General features: G+C 58.3%; 17 protein-coding genes. 6 read left to right on the top strand and 11 right to left on the bottom strand.

The window, feature by feature from the left end:
- Window positions 1-36: 36 nt before the first annotated feature.
- Window positions 37-1,734, bottom strand: coding sequence for a phosphoethanolamine--lipid A transferase (locus tag CO676_RS22200; RefSeq protein ID WP_097522668.1), 1,698 nt, complete (start codon window positions 1,732-1,734; stop codon window positions 37-39).
- 266 nt (window positions 1,735-2,000) lie between these two features.
- On the opposite strand from CO676_RS22200, the gene CO676_RS35370 reads away from it, so the two are divergent.
- Window positions 2,001-2,168 carry a hypothetical protein gene (locus CO676_RS35370; RefSeq protein WP_179875587.1) on the top strand — a complete coding sequence of 56 codons (168 nt, stop codon included), beginning with the start codon at window positions 2,001-2,003 and terminating at the stop codon, window positions 2,166-2,168.
- Between the two features lie 508 nt (window positions 2,169-2,676).
- Window positions 2,677-4,176 (top strand): lipopolysaccharide biosynthesis protein, encoded by a 1,500-nt coding sequence (locus CO676_RS22205; RefSeq protein WP_097522669.1) that lies wholly within the window; start codon window positions 2,677-2,679, stop codon window positions 4,174-4,176.
- Between the two features lie 173 nt (window positions 4,177-4,349).
- Here the strand turns inward: CO676_RS22205 and CO676_RS22210 are convergent, their stop codons facing one another.
- The 10 genes from CO676_RS22210 to CO676_RS22260 form a co-directional block, all read right to left on the bottom strand.
- A complete protein-coding gene (locus CO676_RS22210) occupies window positions 4,350-4,793 on the bottom strand; it encodes a hypothetical protein (protein WP_097522670.1) in 444 nt (147 codons plus the stop codon).
- Window position 4,794: 1 nt separating this feature from the next.
- Window positions 4,795-6,243: a GMC family oxidoreductase gene (locus tag CO676_RS22215; RefSeq protein ID WP_097522671.1), complete on the bottom strand. Its 1,449-nt coding sequence runs from the start codon at window positions 6,241-6,243 to the stop codon at window positions 4,795-4,797.
- A 9-nt stretch (window positions 6,244-6,252) separates the two neighbouring features.
- Window positions 6,253-7,257 carry a glycosyltransferase family 2 protein gene (locus CO676_RS22220; RefSeq protein WP_179875588.1) on the bottom strand — a complete coding sequence of 335 codons (1,005 nt, stop codon included), beginning with the start codon at window positions 7,255-7,257 and terminating at the stop codon, window positions 6,253-6,255.
- Between the two features lie 121 nt (window positions 7,258-7,378).
- A complete protein-coding gene (locus CO676_RS22225; protein ID WP_097522697.1) occupies window positions 7,379-8,716 on the bottom strand; it encodes a Gfo/Idh/MocA family oxidoreductase in 1,338 nt (445 codons plus the stop codon).
- Window positions 8,717-8,770: 54 nt separating this feature from the next.
- The gene (gene rfbC, locus CO676_RS22230; protein ID WP_179875589.1) at window positions 8,771-9,304 is read right to left on the bottom strand and encodes a dTDP-4-dehydrorhamnose 3,5-epimerase; all 534 of its coding nucleotides are present in this window, start codon (window positions 9,302-9,304) and stop codon (window positions 8,771-8,773) included.
- A gap of 15 nt (window positions 9,305-9,319) precedes the next feature.
- Entirely contained in the window at window positions 9,320-10,405 is a 1,086-nt protein-coding gene (locus CO676_RS22235) for a GHMP kinase (RefSeq protein ID WP_179875590.1), read from the bottom strand.
- Window positions 10,406-10,430: 25 nt separating this feature from the next.
- Window positions 10,431-11,486: an SDR family oxidoreductase gene (locus tag CO676_RS22240; protein ID WP_097522674.1), complete on the bottom strand. Its 1,056-nt coding sequence runs from the start codon at window positions 11,484-11,486 to the stop codon at window positions 10,431-10,433.
- Window positions 11,483-12,760, bottom strand: a complete 1,278-nt coding sequence (locus CO676_RS22245; RefSeq protein ID WP_097522675.1) for an HAD-IIIA family hydrolase — start codon at window positions 12,758-12,760, stop codon at window positions 11,483-11,485. Before CO676_RS22245 ends, CO676_RS22240 begins: the two co-directional genes overlap by 4 nt.
- Window positions 12,757-13,365 (bottom strand): SIS domain-containing protein, encoded by a 609-nt coding sequence (locus CO676_RS22250; RefSeq protein ID WP_097522676.1) that lies wholly within the window; start codon window positions 13,363-13,365, stop codon window positions 12,757-12,759. Before CO676_RS22250 ends, CO676_RS22245 begins: the two co-directional genes overlap by 4 nt.
- 906 nt (window positions 13,366-14,271) lie before the next feature.
- On the bottom strand, window positions 14,272-15,816 hold the full coding sequence (locus CO676_RS22260; RefSeq protein WP_179875591.1) for a glycoside hydrolase family 140 protein: 1,545 nt from the start codon (window positions 15,814-15,816) through the stop codon (window positions 14,272-14,274).
- A gap of 604 nt (window positions 15,817-16,420) precedes the next feature.
- Between CO676_RS22260 and CO676_RS22265 the strand changes: the two genes are divergently transcribed.
- From CO676_RS22265 to CO676_RS22280, 4 genes are all read left to right on the top strand, one after another.
- A complete protein-coding gene (locus CO676_RS22265; protein WP_179875592.1) occupies window positions 16,421-17,419 on the top strand; it encodes a TIM barrel protein in 999 nt (332 codons plus the stop codon).
- A gap of 306 nt (window positions 17,420-17,725) precedes the next feature.
- The gene (locus CO676_RS22270; RefSeq protein WP_097522680.1) at window positions 17,726-18,400 is read left to right on the top strand and encodes a response regulator transcription factor; all 675 of its coding nucleotides are present in this window, start codon (window positions 17,726-17,728) and stop codon (window positions 18,398-18,400) included.
- Complete coding sequence (locus CO676_RS22275; protein ID WP_097522681.1) at window positions 18,397-19,749, top strand: HAMP domain-containing sensor histidine kinase; 1,353 nt, start codon at window positions 18,397-18,399, stop codon at window positions 19,747-19,749. Before CO676_RS22270 ends, CO676_RS22275 begins: the two co-directional genes overlap by 4 nt.
- Before the next feature lie 166 nt (window positions 19,750-19,915).
- Complete coding sequence (locus tag CO676_RS22280) at window positions 19,916-21,088, top strand: HPP family protein (RefSeq protein WP_097522682.1); 1,173 nt, start codon at window positions 19,916-19,918, stop codon at window positions 21,086-21,088.
- Window positions 21,089-21,172 lie beyond the last annotated feature (84 nt).

Below are 21,172 nucleotides of genomic sequence, written 5' to 3' on the forward strand. Positions count from 1 at the left end.
CTGCTTTGTCCGCTGGTGCAACATGGGCGGCAACCGCTATAGAACTCCGTCTGGTGCGGCTCGCAGGCTGCTCTCGGCCGCGTGATAACCCGGTGCCTCATTCTTCCGTCCCGCCGGCCGCGTGCAGGCCGCGAAAGCGTCGAGTGAGCGGTTATAGACTCCCGTTTGCACGTCCATCATGCCGAGGACGGTATGGAAGAGGTTGTCATGCGACTTCGGGCTGGCTGCATCTTTCAAGAGACAGGCGGTGTCGACCCCCATCTCGGCCTGATATGGTTTCGAAAACCAGGCGATGAAGGGGACCTGCGTCTGTTCCTTCGGTGCAATCGCATAGGGCGCGCCGTGCAGGTAAATGCCGTTTTCGCCGAGCGATTCCCCATGATCCGACATGTAGATCATCGCGCCGGCAATCCGGTCCTGATGCTTCTCGAGCAACCTCGCGACGCTCGCCAGGACATGGTCCGTGTAGAGGATCGTGTTGTTATAGGCATTGACGATTTCCTCCGTCGTGCAGTTCATCAGTTCCGGAGTCCGGCAGTCCGGCGTGAAGCGGCGGAACACTTCGGGATAGCGCAGGTAATAGGAGGGGCCGTGGCTGCCGAGTTGATGCAGCACGATGACGCTGTCCTTGGTCGTTGCGCCGAGCTTTTTGTCCAGTTCGTCGAGGAAGATTTCGTCGAGACATTCACCATTGCTGCACAGCGGGCTGTTCTTTCGGCGCGTCAGGCTGGCGAAACTGATGAGATCGGCGATCCCCTTGCTGCCCGTATTGTTGTCCCACCAGGTAACCGAAACGCCCGCATGGGTCAGTACGTTGACGAGATTTTCGGTCGAGCGAGCCTTCCAGTCGCTGTACTGCTTGCGCGGATAGACGGAAAACATGCAGGGCAATGAGACGGCCGTTGCCGTGCCGCAGCTCGTCGTGTCGCGGTAGTTGACCACGCCAAGCGCCTTCAATTCCGGATTGGTCTCCCGGTCATAACCATTGAGGGAGAAATTCATCGCCCGTGCCGTCTCGCCCGCGACCACCACCACGACGACAGGCTTGCCGGACGCGGCGATGCGCGGCCCCTCTTTGGCGTCAGTGCCGAGCGGCTGCACGACCAGATTACGTTCGCGATAGGTGGAGAGACCGTAGCGCACCGCCGACGAGATCGGCCCGGCCGGATTGAACCGTACCATCAGATCGCGATGCTCCCGCAGCGCATAGGCGATGCCGGCAAAGTTGGCGTAGATGAGCACGCCGCTCAAGACAAGCGCCGGAGCAATGAAGAGGAAATTGACAGCCGCCTTTGAGAAAAACCGACGATGCTTGACCTTCACCCAGGCGACAAGAAGCGAGGGGATGAGCGCGTAAAGCGCAAGATGAAGTGCAAGGCTGCCCGTGAGCAGATGACCCGCCTCGGGTCCAGTGGTGACGGCGGCGTTGCCGATCATGCCCTTATCGATGACGACGCCGAAGGTATCGGTGAAATAGGCGGCGGCCGCCGATATGGCGACCAGCAGGATCAGCACCGGCTTCATAACATATTTCATCGACAGCGATGTCAGGATCGAAAAGGTGGTGAGACCGAGTGCCGCGCCGAGCGATAACATGGCAATCCATGCGTGATCGAAATAGACTACCGCATGGCTCCAGAAGGAGTTGTTGGTGAGCAGCAGCAGATAAAGGGTGGCGATCGCGCTGAGCGCTACACTGCCGATTACCGGCCGACGAATTTTGAAGACGCTCAAAACACTTCTCTCCAAGAATGCGAGCTCGTCGCTCGCTTGGTTCCACCGTGGCGTTTGGGGCCAACATCGAGATTTACGGACACGGCCGGAGGACCGCGCGTCTCGACACATCCGGCAGTACAGCGAGACGCTGTCGAACTGCTGTCCGGAGACAACGGAAGCTGAGAGCAGCGGTTGTTCCGTGACGCCAGTACTCGAACAGCTATTCGATAGTCTTCCAGCGGCACAGCTCACGTCGTCGCGCCGAGGGGACTCTGGTTCGCTGTATGAAATCGTTGCTCATTGGCGCGCTGACCGCAGCCGCCCTCCGCGGTCTGGCACTCACTGACGCCGGCAATCCGGCCTATGCGAAGGAACCGCGATCGGATTGGATGAATCCGGACGTCGCCGCGGCCAGCGTCCGTGAAGCGGGTTATCCGACGTGCACGACATGATCAGAATCCGGATGTTTGACCAATTGCCCCGGATCATCATCCGCACCAGGCGGCGCAGGTGGGGTGGGGATGTCAGCGCCACTCGGTTGCATGATGGTAGGACCGCACGACGAACGGTCCCGCGCCATCGAACACCACGGTCGGCCGAAGCGTATTCGTCGTATGGGGCATGAACAGGTGCAGTTATTGGCTGTCATGTTCGGCTCGCCAAGCGTGTCGTTGATGGCAAGCACGATCCGCTCTTGGTAGCTGCCTGAAGGAGGCGGCGCCGACTTGATGACCCACCACTCAGCGGCAGCGTAAGATCATTTATGGCGGGTGTAGTCTCCGGAAATGATTTGTATCGGTTCCGACATACTTCAGCGGGTTAAGCCACCTCGGCCAGCTTTCCATTATTTATTCGGGTTAGATGATACTGCGAAGGTAGGTATATGAATCTACGGTTCACCCGGCATGATGGACAGCATGCGCTCCGCCCGAAGGGTTTCAGTTTGGTGAGGACATCCACGTGGACAATGGGGAAGGTGCCAGCCGATCCGCACGGGTCGCCAAGGCGGGCATGTGGGTCGTCGCAGGCAAGCTGACTGCCCGCGGCATCGATTTTTGTTCGTTGCTGATCTTGGCGCACCTGCTTTCTCCAGCAGACTTCGGGCTGATTGCCCTGGCAATGACAACAATCCTGATTACCGAAGTCGGCCTTGATCTGCCTCTAGCGCAGGCGATGATGCGGGTTACCACGATTACTGAACCGGTGCTTGCAACGGCGTTCACACTCGGGGTGATACGCGGAGTGTTTTTGGGGAGCTTAATGGGCCTTGTTGCCTGGCCTTTATCGCTTTTATACCAAGAACCGCGCCTGGTCGCGTTGACGTGGGTCCTTGCGCTTGCCCCAATCTTACGGGGCCTCGTCAGCCCTCGGATGGTCATTTTTATACAAAGATATGATTTTCGCCGAGAATTTCTGCTGGACGTAATTGGAAAGCTTTCGGCGCTTCTTGTCGCGACAAGTGTTGCTCTTGGAACAGACAGCTATTGGGCCATTGCTTTCGGTACCATTACTACGCCGCTTATCGCGGTGGTACTGTCCTATATATTTGCGCCGCTACGACCCAGGCTGACCCTTTCGCAGTGGTCTCTCTTTTCCGACATGGTCAGCTGGAACATCGCGTCTCAGCTACTGTCCGCGCTAAATTGGCAGATGGACAAGTTGCTGTTGGGACGACTTGTCGACCTGACCTCATTCGGGCGCTATGCAATTGCTGACAACCTGTCAGGAATTCCCCAGCAGGCGCTAGTCCAACCACTCATGCGCCCATTGATGCCTGCTTTCGCAAGTGCTTCACCCTCGGCATATGCAACTGCGTATTGCAAAGCCACGAACGCCGTGTTTTCAACGACGGCTCCGATCCTGGTCTGCCTTGCTATGCTTTCCGATCCATTCGTCCGAATTGTTCTAGGAGAGGAATGGCTTGAAGCCGCGCCGATGCTGCAATGGCTTACTTTATCTTATCTTATATCTGTGCCGACTGAAGCCCTGTCCCCTCTGGCGATGGCTATGAACAGAACGCGCTTTGTTGCTCTTCGGATGATTGCTGAGTTTGTTGTCAAGCTCCCCGCCTTGATTATCGGCCTGCTTTTCTATGGCCTAACCGGTGCTCTCGCCGCCCGCTGTGTCGCTGCTGCCACCCTTCTGGTTTCTGTTTCTTTCATACTCAATCATTTGATAGGCGTTTCGATCAAACAACAGAGCCAAGCATTATGGCGTCCAGTATCGGCTTGCTCGACCATGGCTATTTTTCTGTTCTTCATCACGCCATTCGTGGCAGCTCAGCAAACGCCTTGGCTCTTGATTCTGGCTACCGCTGCCTCGGTCATGGCGGCTTTTGCGATATACGGCGCGATACTTCTTTTCTTATGGATAGCGGTCGACCGCCCGGCCGGTGTCGAGAGTATGGTTGTCAAGAAAGCCCACCGGGTGCTCATGTCGATGCGTCCGGGAGCAGCATAGCCTGCTTCGACTGGCCGCTCGATGCGTTCGGGCCAGGCTCATAGGACGCTTTTCAACATATGCGGCAGGGTTTACTTTGATAGGACGGGCGGCCAAGTCCGGTTGTTCGGCACATCAGCCGGTGCGAATGCTATTTCCGAAGAGAAGCCGGGTCGAGCCAAATAGCATGCAAATCAGGCGTCGGGGGCCGGAGGGTCGAGATTGGCGAATGAATTGGTACACGCTGCGCCTGTCGGTCCGCCCACATATACAATCGTTGTGGCGCGCGGGTCCGAGACATCGAAAAAGTTCGAATTGGTCAGATACATCGTAAGGGCCTTACGCGCGGCAATCTCGAATTTGTCGCTCATGTTACCCATAGTTTCGACGCCGAAAGTCCGCCAGGCAACCGAGACAGCACGCCTTTCCTTCCAGGACCACCGAGCAAGAAATTCATCGATGCACGCGGCCGCCGATTCTTCATCAATCCTTACGCCGGGCAGCAATTTTTTAAAATAGTCTAGCAATGCTTTGTGCTCATCGGCTAGTACAACCCAGCTGCTCACACCGGCGGCTGCTGTGATGGCGACTGCTCCACCGCCGATCAAGACATCACGTCGCGAACGGTTAAAATTCATATCAGCCTCCCATGAGCGCTGCGGCGCGCAGCGACAGTGCGGCGGCGGTCAAGCTCGGATTGGCCGTCCCGCAACTGGGCCAGACACTTGTGCCAAGAACGAGTAGGTTGCGTACATCGTGGTGCACGAGCCCGCCATCCACAATCGACTGGGCTCGATCGTTGCCCATGCGGCAGGTTCCTTGGATGTGGAATCCTGTGGGGAGATCTTGGCGGCGGATGATGCGTTCGACAGGCAGCGACGCCAAGAGTTCTGGCAGCTTGGCGATCACGTACTCGACGCCGTTTTGGCAATAGGAAGAACGGCCGGGATGGCTTACGACGGGAATCTCGCGAGCGTCGTCCGTTACCCTGTTCGTTTCGAGCGGCAAGTCCTCGACGAAGATTTCGATTGGAAGGGTCTGCCGCCATCGGCCCCATTCAGCTCGCAACCCATCGCGCAAATAATGATTGATGAAGTAAACGAGAGCCGCCCCACCCTTCCGTCGATGCTCGCCGTCAACTAAGAACGTATTTAGCCCGGCGGTGGGAATGCCTCCGTCGAAATGATTGACGCCATCAAGCAGAACCTCGAACTGCAGGACGTGCTTCTCATGCAGATATTTCCCTAGCGCGGGATGCGTAAGACCGGATCGCATCAAAATGAATGGCGAGTGGATCGCATTACATCCAACTGCCACAAGATCGCCCTTCGCTATCTTCTCGCGCCCACCGATCGAGTAGCGCAGCCCCTTGGCGACACCGCCCTCCATTTCGACAGAAAGGACACGGGCGTTTGGCAAAACATGAACGCTCGGCGCGGCCACGTGCTCACCGAATGTATTGAGCGCAGTGAACTTGGCATCGGCGGGGCAAAGGTTGCAATTCACGCTGTCGCAGCAAGCGCCGCGATCTCCGACCGGTATCCTCAGGCGAGCCGTCGGTACGGCAAAGTGATGGTCCGGCATCGCCGACTTCATGATCCTGTCCACGCTCGACATATTGTGAGCCGGCTGAGGATATGGGGCTGAGCGAGGGTAGCGACTGCTCAGGTCATTGGGCCCGGCCACCAGCATTATCTGTTCCGCCTCGACGTAGTAAGGCTCGAGATCTTCATAGCTGATTGGCCAATCCTCGCCTACTCCGTACTTCGTCTTGAGCCGAAAGTCGTTGGGCGACAGACGCGGCGTGTTGGCCCACCAGCAGTTCGTTCCTCCGCCGAAGCCCAAGGTGAAGAACCAGGGCTTTTCCTCTGAACTCTGCACGAATGTCTGGCCCGCATCGGTGTCGCTGTTGCGCTGGTTCTCAATCTGCCAGGCGCGATCGTGAAAGCCGCCCCATTCGATCAGGAGTACACGTGCCCGCGGAAATCGCCGCCGAAAACCATGCAGGAAGAACATCGAGCCGAAGCCGGTTCCCCCGATGACGAGGTCGTAATGGTCTTCTATGGATTCGGGAGCAACGACTGGCATCGGAACACCTCATGAAGCCTCATTGCCGACCCGCTGTGATGGAGCAGAGAACCGGCGCTTCCTCGCTTCCAAGAAGACCTGGCCGATGCGCCGAATGCCATCGTGTCGACGCAGGACGTAACCGACCGGGGGTATAAGAAGCATCCTTGCGCGACGGCTCAGGGCCATGCGCGCCAGTTCCCAGCCGCCGCTCGAGCTACCGCGAACGAGATGGGCCAGCCCAGCCCAGTAAGCGCGCTCGGCGAGTGATCTCTGCACCTGCGCCCGCAGATGCGAGACCTCCCTGCCTTGGGCATTCTCCTTTTCAAAAAACGTCTCGAAGGACAGCTCCACCGCTTCGAGCTCGGGCGCGAGGCGCTCGCGCGTGTGGGCCGAGGCGTTATGGGGATGCACGCGCACAAAGCCTTGAACCGCGCCTGTGTGGGCGACATCGCCCACGCGGGCCAAGCGCAGCCACATCTCCAGATCGGGAGCGAACGACAGTCGCTCGTCATAATGGCCGGCGGCTTTTTGTGCACTGGTTCGAACGATCACGCTGCAGCACGCTACTGTATTGTGTGCAGTTCTGCATCTTTGCGCGATGAAACTTTCCCCCGTTTCGAGGCGCCAGTGTGGGACCAAAGCGGCAGTCCGGATTTCCTCACCGTATCTCACCGTCCCTCCGCATGTCATCGCAACGTTCGGGTGGCGGTCAAGGCATTCCATTGCGCGCTTGAGTGCGCCGGGCGCCGACAGATCGTCGGCATGCAAGATGATCAAGTAGTCGGCCGAGGCCCAGTCGATGCCTTCATTGAAAGATGCGTGAAGCCCCTTGTTCGCCTTGCGCGCGATGATCTCGATACGAGGATCCTCTGTCGCAAGCGCTCGTGCGATTTCGACACTGTCATCGGTGGAAGCATTGTCGATAATCAGAATGCGCAGATTCTCGACCGCTTGCGCTTGGACGCTCCTAACGCAGTCCCGCAAAAATCGCCCGTAATTGTAGTTAGGTATTACAACATCTATCGAACCCACAACAGATCGTCCTTTTGCGAGCGCCAGTTGGTGAGCGATCCGCAGACCTCCCGGCGCTTTCGGTTGAGCTGGCGAAAATCATCCGTATTCGTACCGTTTGCGTTTCAATGTTCGCGGCTGCCTATGTCATCACCCTCTCAACGCGCGCCGTTTCAGCAATCGACGAACCGAAGAAATGGATGTCCTGCTCCGCGCGGAGTTGGTCGCAAAGGCGGCCGGGCTGGAATTCGACGTCGTCATAGGTTAGTACTGCGTCTTTGGCGACATCGCGCGTTAAGCGGCAGCCCTCGGCCAAGCCCAATGGCAGGAGGCGCTCGCGTCGGGCCGTCTCGGTATTTTCGGCGAGGCCGTAGGTCATGTAATGACCGATTCCGTCAATAACTTCGCCCGATTTAAGCTGGGTCTTGGCGGTCGCCACGACGTCGACTGTAGGCGCACCGAGCGGGGCAATCGCTGCATCCTTGAACAGCACGGCGCGAGCGACGGTGTTCGGCACCTCGAAATGACAGAGATGATAGGGCCAGTAGAAGCAATAGAGCGGGCCTTTTCCTAATTTGTACAGTTCCAAGTAATGCCGCTCGGCTGCATCCTCGGTCGTGCCGAGCACGAAAATCCCGGGATTGGGCATTGCTCCGACCACGTAATCGACGATACCTGGCCCATTCATTACATCTTCAAGAGGAAACCACTCGACCGCCCCCTGGATTGGTGTACCCGTCTCAACCGTGGGGCCGTACATGCCTCGTTTGGCCACACGCATGCCCGTGGCATTGGCAACGATTGCATTCTCGAACGAGATCTTCGAGCCGTCGGCGAAAGACGTCACCATTGGTGGCTTCATGCCCCATCGCTTGGCAAACGCCTCCTGGGTGGTCGGGTTGCGATAGGGATCGTGCAGGCCCTTGATGTTCCCGCAAAGAACTGGTCGGATGCCCAGGCCCTTGACCCAACGGTAAAGGTTCATGATCACGCCCGGTTGATCTCCCTCCACGTTGGTGATGATGACCCCGGCACGGTCAGCGTAGACCTTTAGGATTGGCCCGATCGTGCCATCGAGTTCCGCATTCATCAGAACGACATGCTTGCCATTTCGAATGGCTCGCATCGCGACGTGGGCAGCAAATTCAATCGCGCCTGTCGCCTCGACTATGACGTCGATACCTTCTGCCTCGCAAATGTGCATCGGATCCGCCGTAACCGCGCATCGACCGGAAGCTATGAGGTCCTGAAGAGCGGCGACACTAGTCGCTTCGGCCACATTCTCCTGACCGGCCGAAAGAAAGGCTTGCAGAGCGTGTTCCACGTGCCGGTTGGAAATCGCCACGAGTTCCATTCCAGGGACGTATCGCTGCATTTGCAAGGCGATCCCCCGAGCCATGAATCCAGCTCCCACCATCCCGACGCGGATCGGGCGGTTTTCCGCCTCACGCCTTTGTAACGCCTTGTCGACAATGAACATCCCAATCCCCCACTTGGTGAAATCATGCCAGCCGATCACGCCAGATGCTGCATCTCATCCGATGAAATCCGGCCAATTCCGGTCCTTTGCCGAAATCACTGCCGGCGCGGTCACCGGCCACTCGACCGCGAACGAGGGGTCATCCCAGCGAAGACCGCGCTCGGCTGCTGGCGTGTAGAATTCGGATACGAGATAGGTTGCCTCGGTTTCATCCTGCATTGTGAGGAAGGCATTGGCGCAGCCCTTTGGTATGACGAGCATTCGCTGGTTCGACGCCGAAAGCTCTACGGTTAGGTGCCGCCTGTAGGTGGGTGAGTCGCGCCGTAGATCGATTAGCACATCGAAGATACCTCCCCGGATGCAGCGGAGCAGCTTGTCCTCACCATACGGGGGCAGTTGATAGTGAAAGCCCCGCAGGGTGTGTTTGCGACGGTTGTATGAGATATTCATCTGCACAACCTGGTCCGGCAGTCCATGTTCAGCGAACTCCCGCGCACACCAGCCACGGGAAAAAAAACCCCGCTCGTCTTCGAATTTCTGCAGGTCCACCAGGACCACGCCAGGAATATCGGTCATCGTGAAATGCATAACAAGATCCACCACCTAGACGTGAGCAGGATGAAGCAAATGTGAGCCTTGGACTTCATAACCGATTGGTACATAAGCCAGTTTTGAAAGGGCGCGCCTCACGCTCTCCCGCCGCTCCGGCTTGACCGCGAACATCAAAAATCCGCCACCGCCGGCGCCGCAGAGCTTGCCGCCCTCCGCCCCCGCCTGCATGGCCAAGTCGTAGTTGCGATTGATTTCCTCATTGCTTACGCGGGATGCCAACTGCCGCTTCATCTGCCACCCGCTGTGGAGGACGGCGCCGAAACGTTCAATATCGATGGCGGCTTCCAAGAAGACCCGCTGAAGAAGGAATGCATCATCACGCATCCGTCTAAGGGTCTCGAGGTTGCTTGATGTTTTCGCCTTCTGCTCGACCAGTACGGAACTTGCGGGGCGCTGGTGCGATGTCCAGAACATCATCAGGTTTTGAAATAGATGTTCGACGGCTCCGTTGCGCACGCGTTGCGGTTCGACCGTTACGGCACCTTCCGGATGGAAGCGAAATAGGTTAAGACCACCAAACGCAGCGGCATACTGGTCCTGCTTGCCGATGGGTTCCTTCAGGACATCCATCTCGATGTGGCAGGCCTCTTCCGCCAGCTGGCCGGGGGTCACACGCTCCCCTCGAAAAGCATGCAAGGCGTTGAGCAGCCCGACAGTGAATGAGCTCGAACCACCCATACCTGTTGATGCCGGCATGTCGCCGACGGTCGAAATGTAAATCGGCGGTTCGATCTCCATGAACCGCAGGCACTCGCGTGCGATGTTGTTTTTGATTTCGTCGATGGTGTTTACCTGCTCCGTCTGGGAATAGTTCAGACGGATGGGTTCGTTGAAGATCTCGCTGTGGCGCTTCACCGTCACATATATGTGTTTGTCCACAGCGGCGCTGAACACCGCACCAAAATCGAGGTTGTAGAAGTCGGGCAAGTCGGTACCGCCCCCTGCGAAACTGACACGGAGAGGAGTACGGGTCATGACGAGTGACGGCAAACGCCGTGCTGCTCGACCCATAACGGCCGGAATGGCCAATTCCGTATCTTGCGCGGCCCTTACTGGAGCGTCTAACAACTGTTCCATATTGCTTTCCCCGCACGAAAATTGATCAGGCCACGTTTTGTTGTTCGATTTGCCAATGAAGATTGTCGTCGAGTGCACGCGTCTCCAGGAGATGATTGAGCCAGCGCAGACGAGTGAAGCGCTTGTCTGTGAAGTCCTCATGCCTCAGCGCAATCGAGCAGAGGGCCTGATAGAGATCCTGCGCTCCCTTTCGTGCGGTCCACCGGAACTCGAAGTTGGGAAAGGTTCGGGAGAACTTGGTAAAGTCTGCCCTGTACGTCCTCTGATCTGCGCCGGGTTGCGGCATTAATACGAGTTGCGCACCGGGCACTGCTTCCGCCGCGATTTCTGCTATCTCGCGGACCTGAAGGTTCAGGCTGTCAACACCCATGTTGAAGGCCTCGTTGTGTACATCCCCGCGCGGCGCCTCCAGCATTAGTCTGAAGTATCGAGCAACGTCCTCAACATGGACCACTGGCCGCCAAGGCGTGCCGTCGCTGTGGACTTCGACGCGCCCCGTGGTGAAGGCGCTACCCATAAAGTTGTTCAACACCGTGTCGAAACGCATGCGCGGAGAGAAGCCGTAGACAGTCCCGTTGCGGCAGTACACCGGCGAAAATCGGTCGTCGGCCATCGCCCGAAGTGCTTCTTCAGCGACCACTTTCGACCTTGCATACTCGGTCTGCGGGGCAAGCGGTGCGGTCTCGTCAACGACAGATGCTTCTGACATCCCGTACATGATGCAAGACGAGGAGAACAGAAACCGCCGCACGCCGGCCGCCTTGGCCATCTCCGCAAGGCGAACTGTGCCTTCGGCGTTTATCTCCCGCGTCCAATTCGGATTCAGATTGCCAATTGGGTCGTTCGACAATGCCGCCAGATGGATTACGGCTTCGATGCCTGCGAGGTCCGACGGTTCGATGGCTCGCAGGTCCTTGGAAATCGCGGGCACACTGGTGGTGGACGCCCCAAGAGTGCACCCCCGGAAATAACCTGTATCCAGCCCAACTACTTCGTAACCTGCGCATTGCAGCAGGGGCACCATCACGGAACCTATATAACCATTATGGCCTGTAACGAGAATGCGTGTTGATCCGGTCATGTCTGGCGATGCCCCTGTTGCTCTAGGAGTTGACGTGTGAGGTCGAGAAGCGAGCACCCATCGCTCACTTGCGCATAGAGGCAGTCGGCTGCGTCCGCCGCCTGACGATCGCGCTCATCGTCACCAATGAAGAGAGTGCGTGTCAGGTCGAGATCGAATTCCCGCTGCGCCTCATATAGCATGCCCGGTTTGGGTTTGCGGCAGGCACACCCATCATCCCATCCGTGCGGGCAGTGATAGATGGCCGTGATTTTGCCGCCGGCGGCAGCCGCCTCGGCGCACATGCGCTGGTGAATGGATTCGAGATCCGTGGAAGTCATAGCACCGCGGGCTATTCCCGCTTGGTTCGAGACCACGATCACTCGATAGCCCGCCCGATGCAGCAGGGCCAAGGCTTCTTTTGAACCTTCGAGCCATTCCCACTGGTCGTATGAACACACATAGTGGGCCCGCGGCGGCTTGCGGTTGAGAACCCCGTCCCGATCCACCAAGACCGTCTTTTCATGTTTCATGAAACGTTCGGTCGCGGGAAGACGTTGTATCGAACCTACACTGTAGTAACAGTGCTCGCTCACATAGGCTGCCAGCCGACGTTGCGTGGCCAGAGGCGTATATATTGCTTCCTCAAACAAAGTGTCTTTGTCGGGCAGGAGTTCAAGCGCGAGGTCGGTGAGGATAGCGTAGCTGATCTCGACCCCCTGCAGGCCCGGAGTGAGGCGAGACCGGTCGAAGACGGTCACATTGTTTTCCGAATCGAGTATCACGCTGCCACGAGAGAAACCGTCCCTGTTGCTGTAGACGGTGATCATCCCCGGCTTGGCGGCCGCGCAGAACTGCTGCCACATGCGTTCCATCCGCATTGGCCAATAATTGTCGCAATAGAGCAGCATGAAGCATGGATCTATGAGATTTCGCGCATTGGAGATCCGGCTGCTTGTAAGATCGTCAGCTCCGGTGACTGCGTACTCGATCTTGATGCCAAACCGACTCCCGTCGCCGAAATGGTCTATCACAACGTTGGGCAGATAGCCGAGCAGCAGAAGAACCCGTTCGAACCCCTCCTGCCGCAGCTGTTCGATCTGGTACTCCAGGAAGGGGCGACCGAGCACGGGCACCATTGGCTTCGGTCGGTCAAGTGTGATCGGCTGCATGCGCGTACCGCGACCACCAGCCAGAATGACCGCTTGGCGCGGTCGGCTGTATGTGCAACCTTCGACACGCGCAAGCCGCTGTTCCTCTTCTGGGCGCGCCGATCTTACCAGACCGATGTTCATTGATCGTGCTCCGGGCGATCTGCAATGAGATATCGGGTGATGGCATGGCAGATTGCGGAGTGGACATCCTCGACGAGCTCGTAGGCTCCCTTATCGGATCGCACCCACACTGGCTGATCTACGAGCGCCTTTAACGCGCCACCGTCAAAGCCAACAAGCCCGATGCTGACCACTTTCTTCTGGCGGGCGAGTTCAACTGCGCGCATCAGATTCGGTGAGTTCCCGCTGGCCGAGATCACAATGAGAACGTCACCGGGCCTGGCGAAATTTTCCAACTGCCCGACAAAGATGCGGTCGTAGCCTTCGTCATTGCCTAGGGCCGTCATCCAGGAAATGTTGTCACTCAGGCCCATTACCCGGATCGGCAGGCGCCCAGACCGCTTAGTCGCTTTGCCAAGATCATTGACCCAGTGGGAAGCCGTTGCAGCGCTGCCGCCGTTGCCGGCGATGAAGATTGTGGCGCCCGCGTCGCGTGCCATGCGCAACATCTGTGTTACTGCCTGAACGGCTTCAGTATCGACCTGCGCTAGCACACTCCGTACCGAGGCGAAATAATCCTGTATGAACTCCTTGGGCTGCAAGCAGATCCCATCAACCGCAGACATTGCGACACCTCAGCCGGTTTCGACGCCTCGTTGGCCAAAATCCGGGCTTCAACGCGACAGATGGAACATCGATGCGCCGCAAAAACCGGATTCAACAAAGCGAGCAGTTTGCTTTATTGATTTAGTTTCATCCGAGGCCAAGCTAAAATAGAAGATGAACATGTGGATAGGGTACCGATCGGACAGATAGGTGTTCTACCGAAAACTATTCGCCTCTGTCCCTTAAGCTAAGTCCAAAGCGGTATGCGTCCTGGGGTTGATCGACACATGACGCCGGCTCAGTTCTGTATCACACAGAGGCCACAGTTGCCGCCCCCGTTGGCGCTGCGGTCGATTGCGCCAATATCGCGGCAACCCGGTTGCGTTCTCTGGGGGGTCGTGCATGGACGTCGATGGAGGCTGCGTGGCAACCTTCTTCCTATCGCGTGCGCTGACGGGCCAGATCGTCCCGAGTGCACCTAAAAATCTAGCGGCTGTAAGCTCCAATGACACTGACGGAGATCGCCAATGGCTTGTCGAGGCCTTGCTCGGGTTGGCTCTCGGCGCCGGGGTTGCGGTCGCAAATTCCGCCGAGAATACCTGCTTGGACAGCAAGCAGGCGACTCAACATTGACGAGTGGCGCACCTTCCGCAACGTCATATTACAACGGACGCGATCAACGACGAAATCATCGTCGGATCACCGAAGATGGCATGGAGAACCTTCGGCACATTTTCGACGAGCACAGGACTACCGGTCACGCACCGACGAAACCTACTGCGGCAACCGACGGGAAATCATAGTCACCGCGGTGTAGCCGCATGGATACATTGTGGCGGCCTAACCAGAGAGTGCAACTTGAACCCTAATTGGGCGAGGTCAGGCGCTGTAATCACCTCGCAGAGTGTTTCTGTCCCACGTCGCATTCACGGCGCGGGAGCCACTCCAGGAGCCTGAAACCCTAAGTTTTTGCTGTCCAGCGCCAGCACCCAATCATTCCCTCTCTTTGGGTCCCCCGGTGGATCGAATTCCAGAACGTCGCTGTTAGGGAACTCACCAATTCGAGTCGCACCTCCGCTCCTCGGATCGAACCACCAGGCAACCAGGGTGCCGCCGGCAATCCCTCCCGGATTGACCCGAAAGGTCTTGCCGGTTGCAGCGTAGATGAATGCATATCCGTCTCCGCGCGTGGCGCGGATATGATCGCCGCCCGAAAACGCATTCTCAACAAGTGACTGGTCGGGGACACGGCCAAGCATCGGCCGGGAAAGCATAAGATTGCGCAGGTGCGTCATGTGCCGGGCTCCCGGTAGGTCCATCGCTTGATACCAATAATACCGGACTGGATCGGATGGCTCGCGGCCGGGCTCGTACATTTGCCAGACGCCGCGGTTCCCATAGGCATACCCGTGGCCGCCTGCGAATAGCCCCCAATAAGCAGCTTGGCGGACATCATAGTCATCGTACCAGCCTTTTTCGGGCTCGTCCCAATGTCCGTAAGGCAGCTGATCCTCATACGCACTTTCGGCGTCCATGGTGGGCTTAGCAGGAACCCGATTGTAGTCGTCGGCGATCAGTTCGTAGCGGGCAAGATCGTAGGTTTCGTGGCCTGACTGAAGCATGTTGAAGTCGAGCCACGGCTCATCGTGAAACCACTGTGCAGAGCTAACACCGGTGCGGGGGTGAAATGTCATTAGATGTGGGCGGCTCTCGGTCTCTTTAATGCCGGCCGCCAGTTCGCGAAATGTGTCCGCCTCAACGGGGTGCACGGCGGACTTGCCCTGTAGAACACGCCAAATACCTCTCGCGATATCCAGGCCCTGTTCGTAGACCGTGCGCTCCTGCTTGCTGATGCTGGTGTCACCTCCGAGAACCCAGATGATATTGCGCCGTGCCCCAAACCGCAGACCAATGAAACGCCCATAGGCCCTGGCGTTCGACCTGTTGACCAGACCCGCTCGATAGTGATCCCACCATGCGGGAAGCAAGGCGACAAAAAGGCCCTTAGATTCTGCAAGGCTCACGAGATGATCCACGTGGTCCCAATAATCGTACTGGGTCGCGTCGTTTGGATCGGAACCCGGAGTCGTCGCTGGACGGGTGACGTCCTTGTCGATGAACGGGAGATCGCCATAGGGATTTGGAGCCCCGAGAGGATCTTTGTAATAAATTGCATCGAGAATCCCTGTGACCGGCCCCGAGATAACCGTAAACCGCTGCTTGCGCCGCTTTTCGAGCAGCCGCTCGGCGTCCTCGCGCGTGGCGCGGCGAAAAAATTCCCAGTTCGTATCGCTCAGGTAAAAAAACGGCGTGCCGTCAGTAAAAACCAAATACCGCTTATTGTCGGACACCTTGAGCTCGGCACGGTAGAAATCCTGAAAAGGATCGCCGTGTTGCATCTCCTGTGCAGCCGCGGTCGGTATCAGCAGTGACGCGCTAAGAACGGCTGCAATAGGCGCTATACTCTGCATGGGTCGTTTTGCCCAGGTTGAACGACTTCTACGAGGAAGGACAACTTTCATCGTGCAGCTCCGAAGTCGAGTTTCGCGACAGGAGTCGGTTCGCGGATTTGGCCATGCCACGCTACGAAGGCAATGAATATTGTTCGATTTGCCAATCCGACATGAACGTTCATCTGATTGGTCTATAAGGTAGCTTAACCAGAACCGAAGGGGGTGGCCGGTCGGGTGGCCGGCCGCAAATGCCTCCCCAACTGGTGTAGGGAGGATCCACCGCAATCCCTATTGGTAGATGCCCAACTGAGCTAGCCCATTGCGGATGCCCCCTGCACACGAACGATTGTTGGGACTCTCCTGAGAGCCTGCGGGGCTGGTCGCAACTGACGTATCGTCGGCAAGGCAGGTTTTACTAGGCTACGCCCTTCGAGGTATCGCTTGAGCCATCCCTATAGATGACCGGACTGGCAAAAGGGGAACTCGCGCGTAGGGACGCAATCCTGTAATCATGCCGACCGCCGTAATACCTTTCCGTCTAGGCCCAAAAAGGGCTGGAGTTGATCACTATGTCTTGGTGAGGCGGAGACGCAAGTCAAGCCTCAAGTGGCGATACTGCCAAATGACCCACCTCAGCCTTAAGATGGCAGTTGATCGAAGATTCGTCTTGCGAGGCGCGCTTGCGGCGATCGGAGCGGCAGTGTCCGGCTGTACAAACGAGACAGTGGAGCATTTCTCGGAACGGTCTTCTCCCTATTCCAGTGCTCCCTCCGCCGCAGGAGAGACGAGCTCCCAAGCGTTCAAGATGAAATTCGCACCTCACTACGGGATGTTCACCAATCTTGCGGGGTCGGACTACATTGACCAGATGACGTTCGCTGCCGAGGAGGGATTTCGCGCTTGGGAGGACAACATACTTCATTGGCGATCGGAAGCTCAACAAGCGAAAATTGCTGAAGTGTTACGCCGGAACGCGATGGAGCTCGGAGTCTTCATAGCGGCGGATCTGACGCTCAAGCCAGGCCTTTACCTGACCGCAGGAGATCCAGAGGCACGGGAGTATTTCCTGACTTCTATAAAGGAAACACTGCCGGTAGTCAGTCGTTTCGGTTCCAAGTGGGTTACGATCTTACTTGGGGATCGCCACCCTTCGCTGCCGCGCCAGTATCAGATGGTCAATATAATCAACGCCTTGCGGCGCGCCGCCGACATCGTCGAGCCCGCAGGGGTGACAATGGCGATCGAACCCGTGAATTCATTAGTGCAGCGTCCGACGATTTTTCTCGATAGCGTGCGAGACGCTTTTCTGCTGTGCCAGGCGGTAAATCGGCCCTCGTGGAAGATTTTATTTGACATCTACCACCACCAGATAATGAACGGGAACATCTTGGGAGATGTCAACCATACCTGGGAACAGATTGCTTATTTTCAGGTCGCTGACTATCCCGGGCGGAACGAGCCCACAACCGGCGAGATCAATTACGCAAACGTGTTCCAGCACCTTCAGGCGAAGGGCTACCGAGGAATTGTAGGCATGGAGCATGGTGTCAACGGCGCAGGCCCGGACGGCGAGCGCGCCTTGATCGAGGCCTACCGCTACTGTGACCGCTTTCTGCGGTAGATCATGCAAGACTTGATAGGCTGGAGTGAAAGTCGACATTGTGAGGTAGCAGTCTAGCCGAGGAGCCGTCCGCTTCGTTTGGAAGTGCTATTGGAAGAAACACAACCGGTTTGCCGACGCATCTCGACGCTTCCGCCAGTACTGCAGCAAGCTGTCGAAGTGCTGTCGGGAGACCGCCAGGCGACAGCTTCTCGACAGCAATCCAAAGCCATTCTCTCAACCGCCAGGTCGACATTGGCACCCTGCGGAAAACCTCCTATGGTCCACGACCGCCGATCGTAAGAAGGCTTGAGATCAGGAAGACGCATGCGCCTGCTGCTCGTCGAAGACAGTCACCGCCTCATCGAGCTGGTAGGTGAGACCATGCGCGATGCGGGCTGGCGGCTCGACGCGGTCTCAACTGTGGGCGATGCCGAGGCGGCGATTTCCGAGCGGGAGCACGATCTCGTGCTTCTCGACCTGGGTCTGCCGGATGGCGACGGTCTCGATCTCCTGAGATGGATAAGGCAGCAGCACGCCGGCTTGCCGGTGCTAGTCATCACCGCCCGCGGGTCCGTCGACGAGCGAGTCCAGGGGCTCGATGCCGGGGCGGACGACTATCTGGTGAAGCCTTTCCACCATCGCGAATTGCTTTCCCGATGCCGGGCCATGCTCAGGCGCAATCCACACGCGATACAGCCGGTGCTCGAGGCCGGCGCGTTGCGCTTCGATCCAGCCACCGCAGAGCTCACCTGCGATGGGATCATCGTCGCTCTTCCCCCGCGCGAACGCTCCCTGATCGAGATACTGTTGCGCGAGGTCGGGCGCGTCGTTCCAAAGCGTCGGTTGGAGACAGCCCTTTCAGAATATGGCCAGGAGCTCAGTTCCAATGCGCTTGAGCTCGCCGTTTCCAGAGTTCGGAAGCGATTGCAGCCGCTCGACACGGGCGTGCAGATCGAAACGGTACGCGGCATCGGCTATCTCCTGCGGACTGTTGCATGAGGAAACGTAACCCGTCGCTGATCGATATCGTGGCGCGGCGCGTCATCGCCTTCTCACTACTTGCCATGCTCCTGCAGATCGGCGTGGTTTTTGCCGATTACTGGTTCGATGACGACAAGCTCAGCGTTCTCATGCTGCAGCAGGAGACGGAGACCCTGTCGCGGGCGATCACCACACAGGACGGGCTGCTGACATACAAGGCCGATCCCGAGCTCCGGGAACGCTACCTGGAACTGGATGGACGCTCGGGCGCGATCTACGTTCGGGTGCGCACCGCTTCCGGCTCGGTGCTCTTTTCCAATTGCACGACCGAGTGCGCCGAGCATTTTCTGCCGTTGAGCTTCAATGCACCGAACTTCTGGAAGCGGCTGATCGCGCCGGGCAAGCCCTTCAGTGTAGCGGGCGGCCAATCCTTTGAACGCGATGGTGAATCCGTGCTTGTGGAGCTGGCGATCCTGAAGGACCCGAACGGTTTCATGTACAGTGCCCTCCTCCATGAGGTATTCGATTCCATGATCGTACCGATGACGCTGCTGTTCTGCCTCGTCATCTGCGCGACGATCTGGTCGATACGCAGCGCGCTCAAGCCGGTCGCGGCGACGGTCAAGGCTGCGGATGCGATCGACCCGCGCGACAGCGGCGCCCGCCTGCCGATAACGCGCATGCCGCAGGAGATCGAACGCCTCGTCAGCGCCGTCAATCGCCTGCTTGCCCGCGTTGCCGATCTTGTTCAATCGCAGAAGGTCTTCTCTTCATCGATCGCGCATGAGATACGCACGCCGGTTTCGATCGCCAAGATGGAGCTGAGCCGCATCGACGATCCTCGGGCGCGCAATGCCGAGCGGGATCTCGACGCGCTGACGCATATTCTCGAGCAACTGACGTCCTTGGCGCGCGCCGACGCCGTAGACCCCTCCGCCTACCAGCGGGCTAACCTTTCCGAGATCGGAGCGGAGGTGGCGCAGGCCACGGCGCCGTTCGTCTTCGACCACGACAAGTCGATCGAATTCGTCGACCACGCGACAACGCCCGTGACGGTGATCCCGGCGCTCGTCGAGAACATGCTCAGGAATCTGATCGAAAACGCGGTAAAGCACAATGGGCCCGGCACTCGCATCGTCTTGACCTGTGGACCCGGCCCTCAGGTCTCCGTCGAGGATGACGGCAAAGGACTGGTCGATCTACCGGAACACAATGAGGACTTAGGTTATGTCAAGCGCTCCGGCCGGCTCGGTCTCGGCTTGAAAATCGTTCATCGGATCGCAGAGCTTCACAAAGCGCGAATTTCGATCGACACCGCACCTAATCGCGGGACCAGGATCACGATCGACTTTGCCGCAACGGTTTGAAAATTGGATATCATCCGGCGGCCCGGATGTTTATTGGGCACAATGCATATTTTTTAATCCTCCGCGCTTTCTTGGATGCAGATTGCGTGCCCAATTTCCAGTCGCATGCTATTGCGCCGTGCACTTCATTCCCTGTTCCATCCTTCCGCATCGCTCGCGAGCATTCATGTCCAAGGCCCCAGTCCTCCTCCGACGCTTCATGCCTTCGCTGGTACCGGTCAACGGCTGGGAGCGCCTGCGTTCCTCCTGCGGCGCGCTCATCGGCATATTGCTGACCGGCTTCATCAGCACGCTTGCCATCGGCACTGACGCCAGCCTGCCGCTGCTCATTGCGCCGATGGGGGCCTCGGCGGTGCTGCTCTTCGCGGCGCCGTCGAGCCCGCTCGCCCAGCCTTGGTCTATCCTCGGCGGCAACGTGGTTGCTTCGACGGTCGGCGTCACCTGCGCCCTGCTCATCGCCGATCCGGTTATCGCCGCCTCCATAGCCGTCGCCGTCGCGATTGGTCTGATGCTGCTGCTCGGCTGCCTGCACCCGCCGAGCGGCGCCGTCGCGCTCACCGCCGTGCTCGGCGGTCCGGCCATACGGGAGGCCGGCTACGCCTTCGTCCTGTCGCCGGTTGCCGTCAATTCTCTGCTTATCCTCGCCGTCGCGCTTGTCTTCAATAATTTGACGGGCCGGCGCTATCCTCACCTTGCGCCCCCCGCGAACCCCCACAAGACACAAGATCCTTTGCCGAGCCAGCGTCTCGGCGTGGTGCCGGAAGATCTGCAAGCCGTGCTGGCGCAGTACGGCGAGGTCGTCGACGTCAGCCCCGAAGAGCTCGACAGCTTCGTCCATCAGGCGCAGATACGCGCCTTCACCCGCCGGTCCGGGGAAATCACCTGCGGCGAGATCATGTCGCGAGATGTCCTGACCGTTGCGCCGGAGACCACGCTGCGCAAGGCCTGGCGGATGCTCATCAAACACCGCATCAAGGCCTTGCCGGTCGTAACCGAAAAAGACGGCATGGTCGGCATCATCACCCAAACGGACTTCATGAGGCACGCGACGCTGACGGCGGATGGCCGACTGCAGATCGGCCTGCGCGAGCGGATCGGCAACATCATCGGCCTGCCGGCAAAATCGCCTCGGCTGGTCTGTGAAATCATGACCACCCGCGTCCAGTCGGCCCTGCCGGAAACGATGATCGCCAAGCTGGTGCCGCCCATGGCGGACATGGGCCTGCATCACATGCCGGTCGTCGACGCGGACAACCGGGTTGTTGGCATCGTCACGCAGTCGGACCTCATCGCCGCGCTGTTTCAGCGGCGGCTCGATGCCGTACAGCAAGTCGCCTGAGCTCGCGATACCGCTGATCGAGCTTTTACGTCGGTTCAAAGGCCCATCGTCGGGCGCGCAGCCTCGGTTGCCCGCTTCGCGGCC

This window comes from Sinorhizobium sp. BJ1 (assembly GCF_002531555.1).
GTDB lineage: Bacteria > Pseudomonadota > Alphaproteobacteria > Rhizobiales > Rhizobiaceae > Sinorhizobium > Sinorhizobium fredii_B.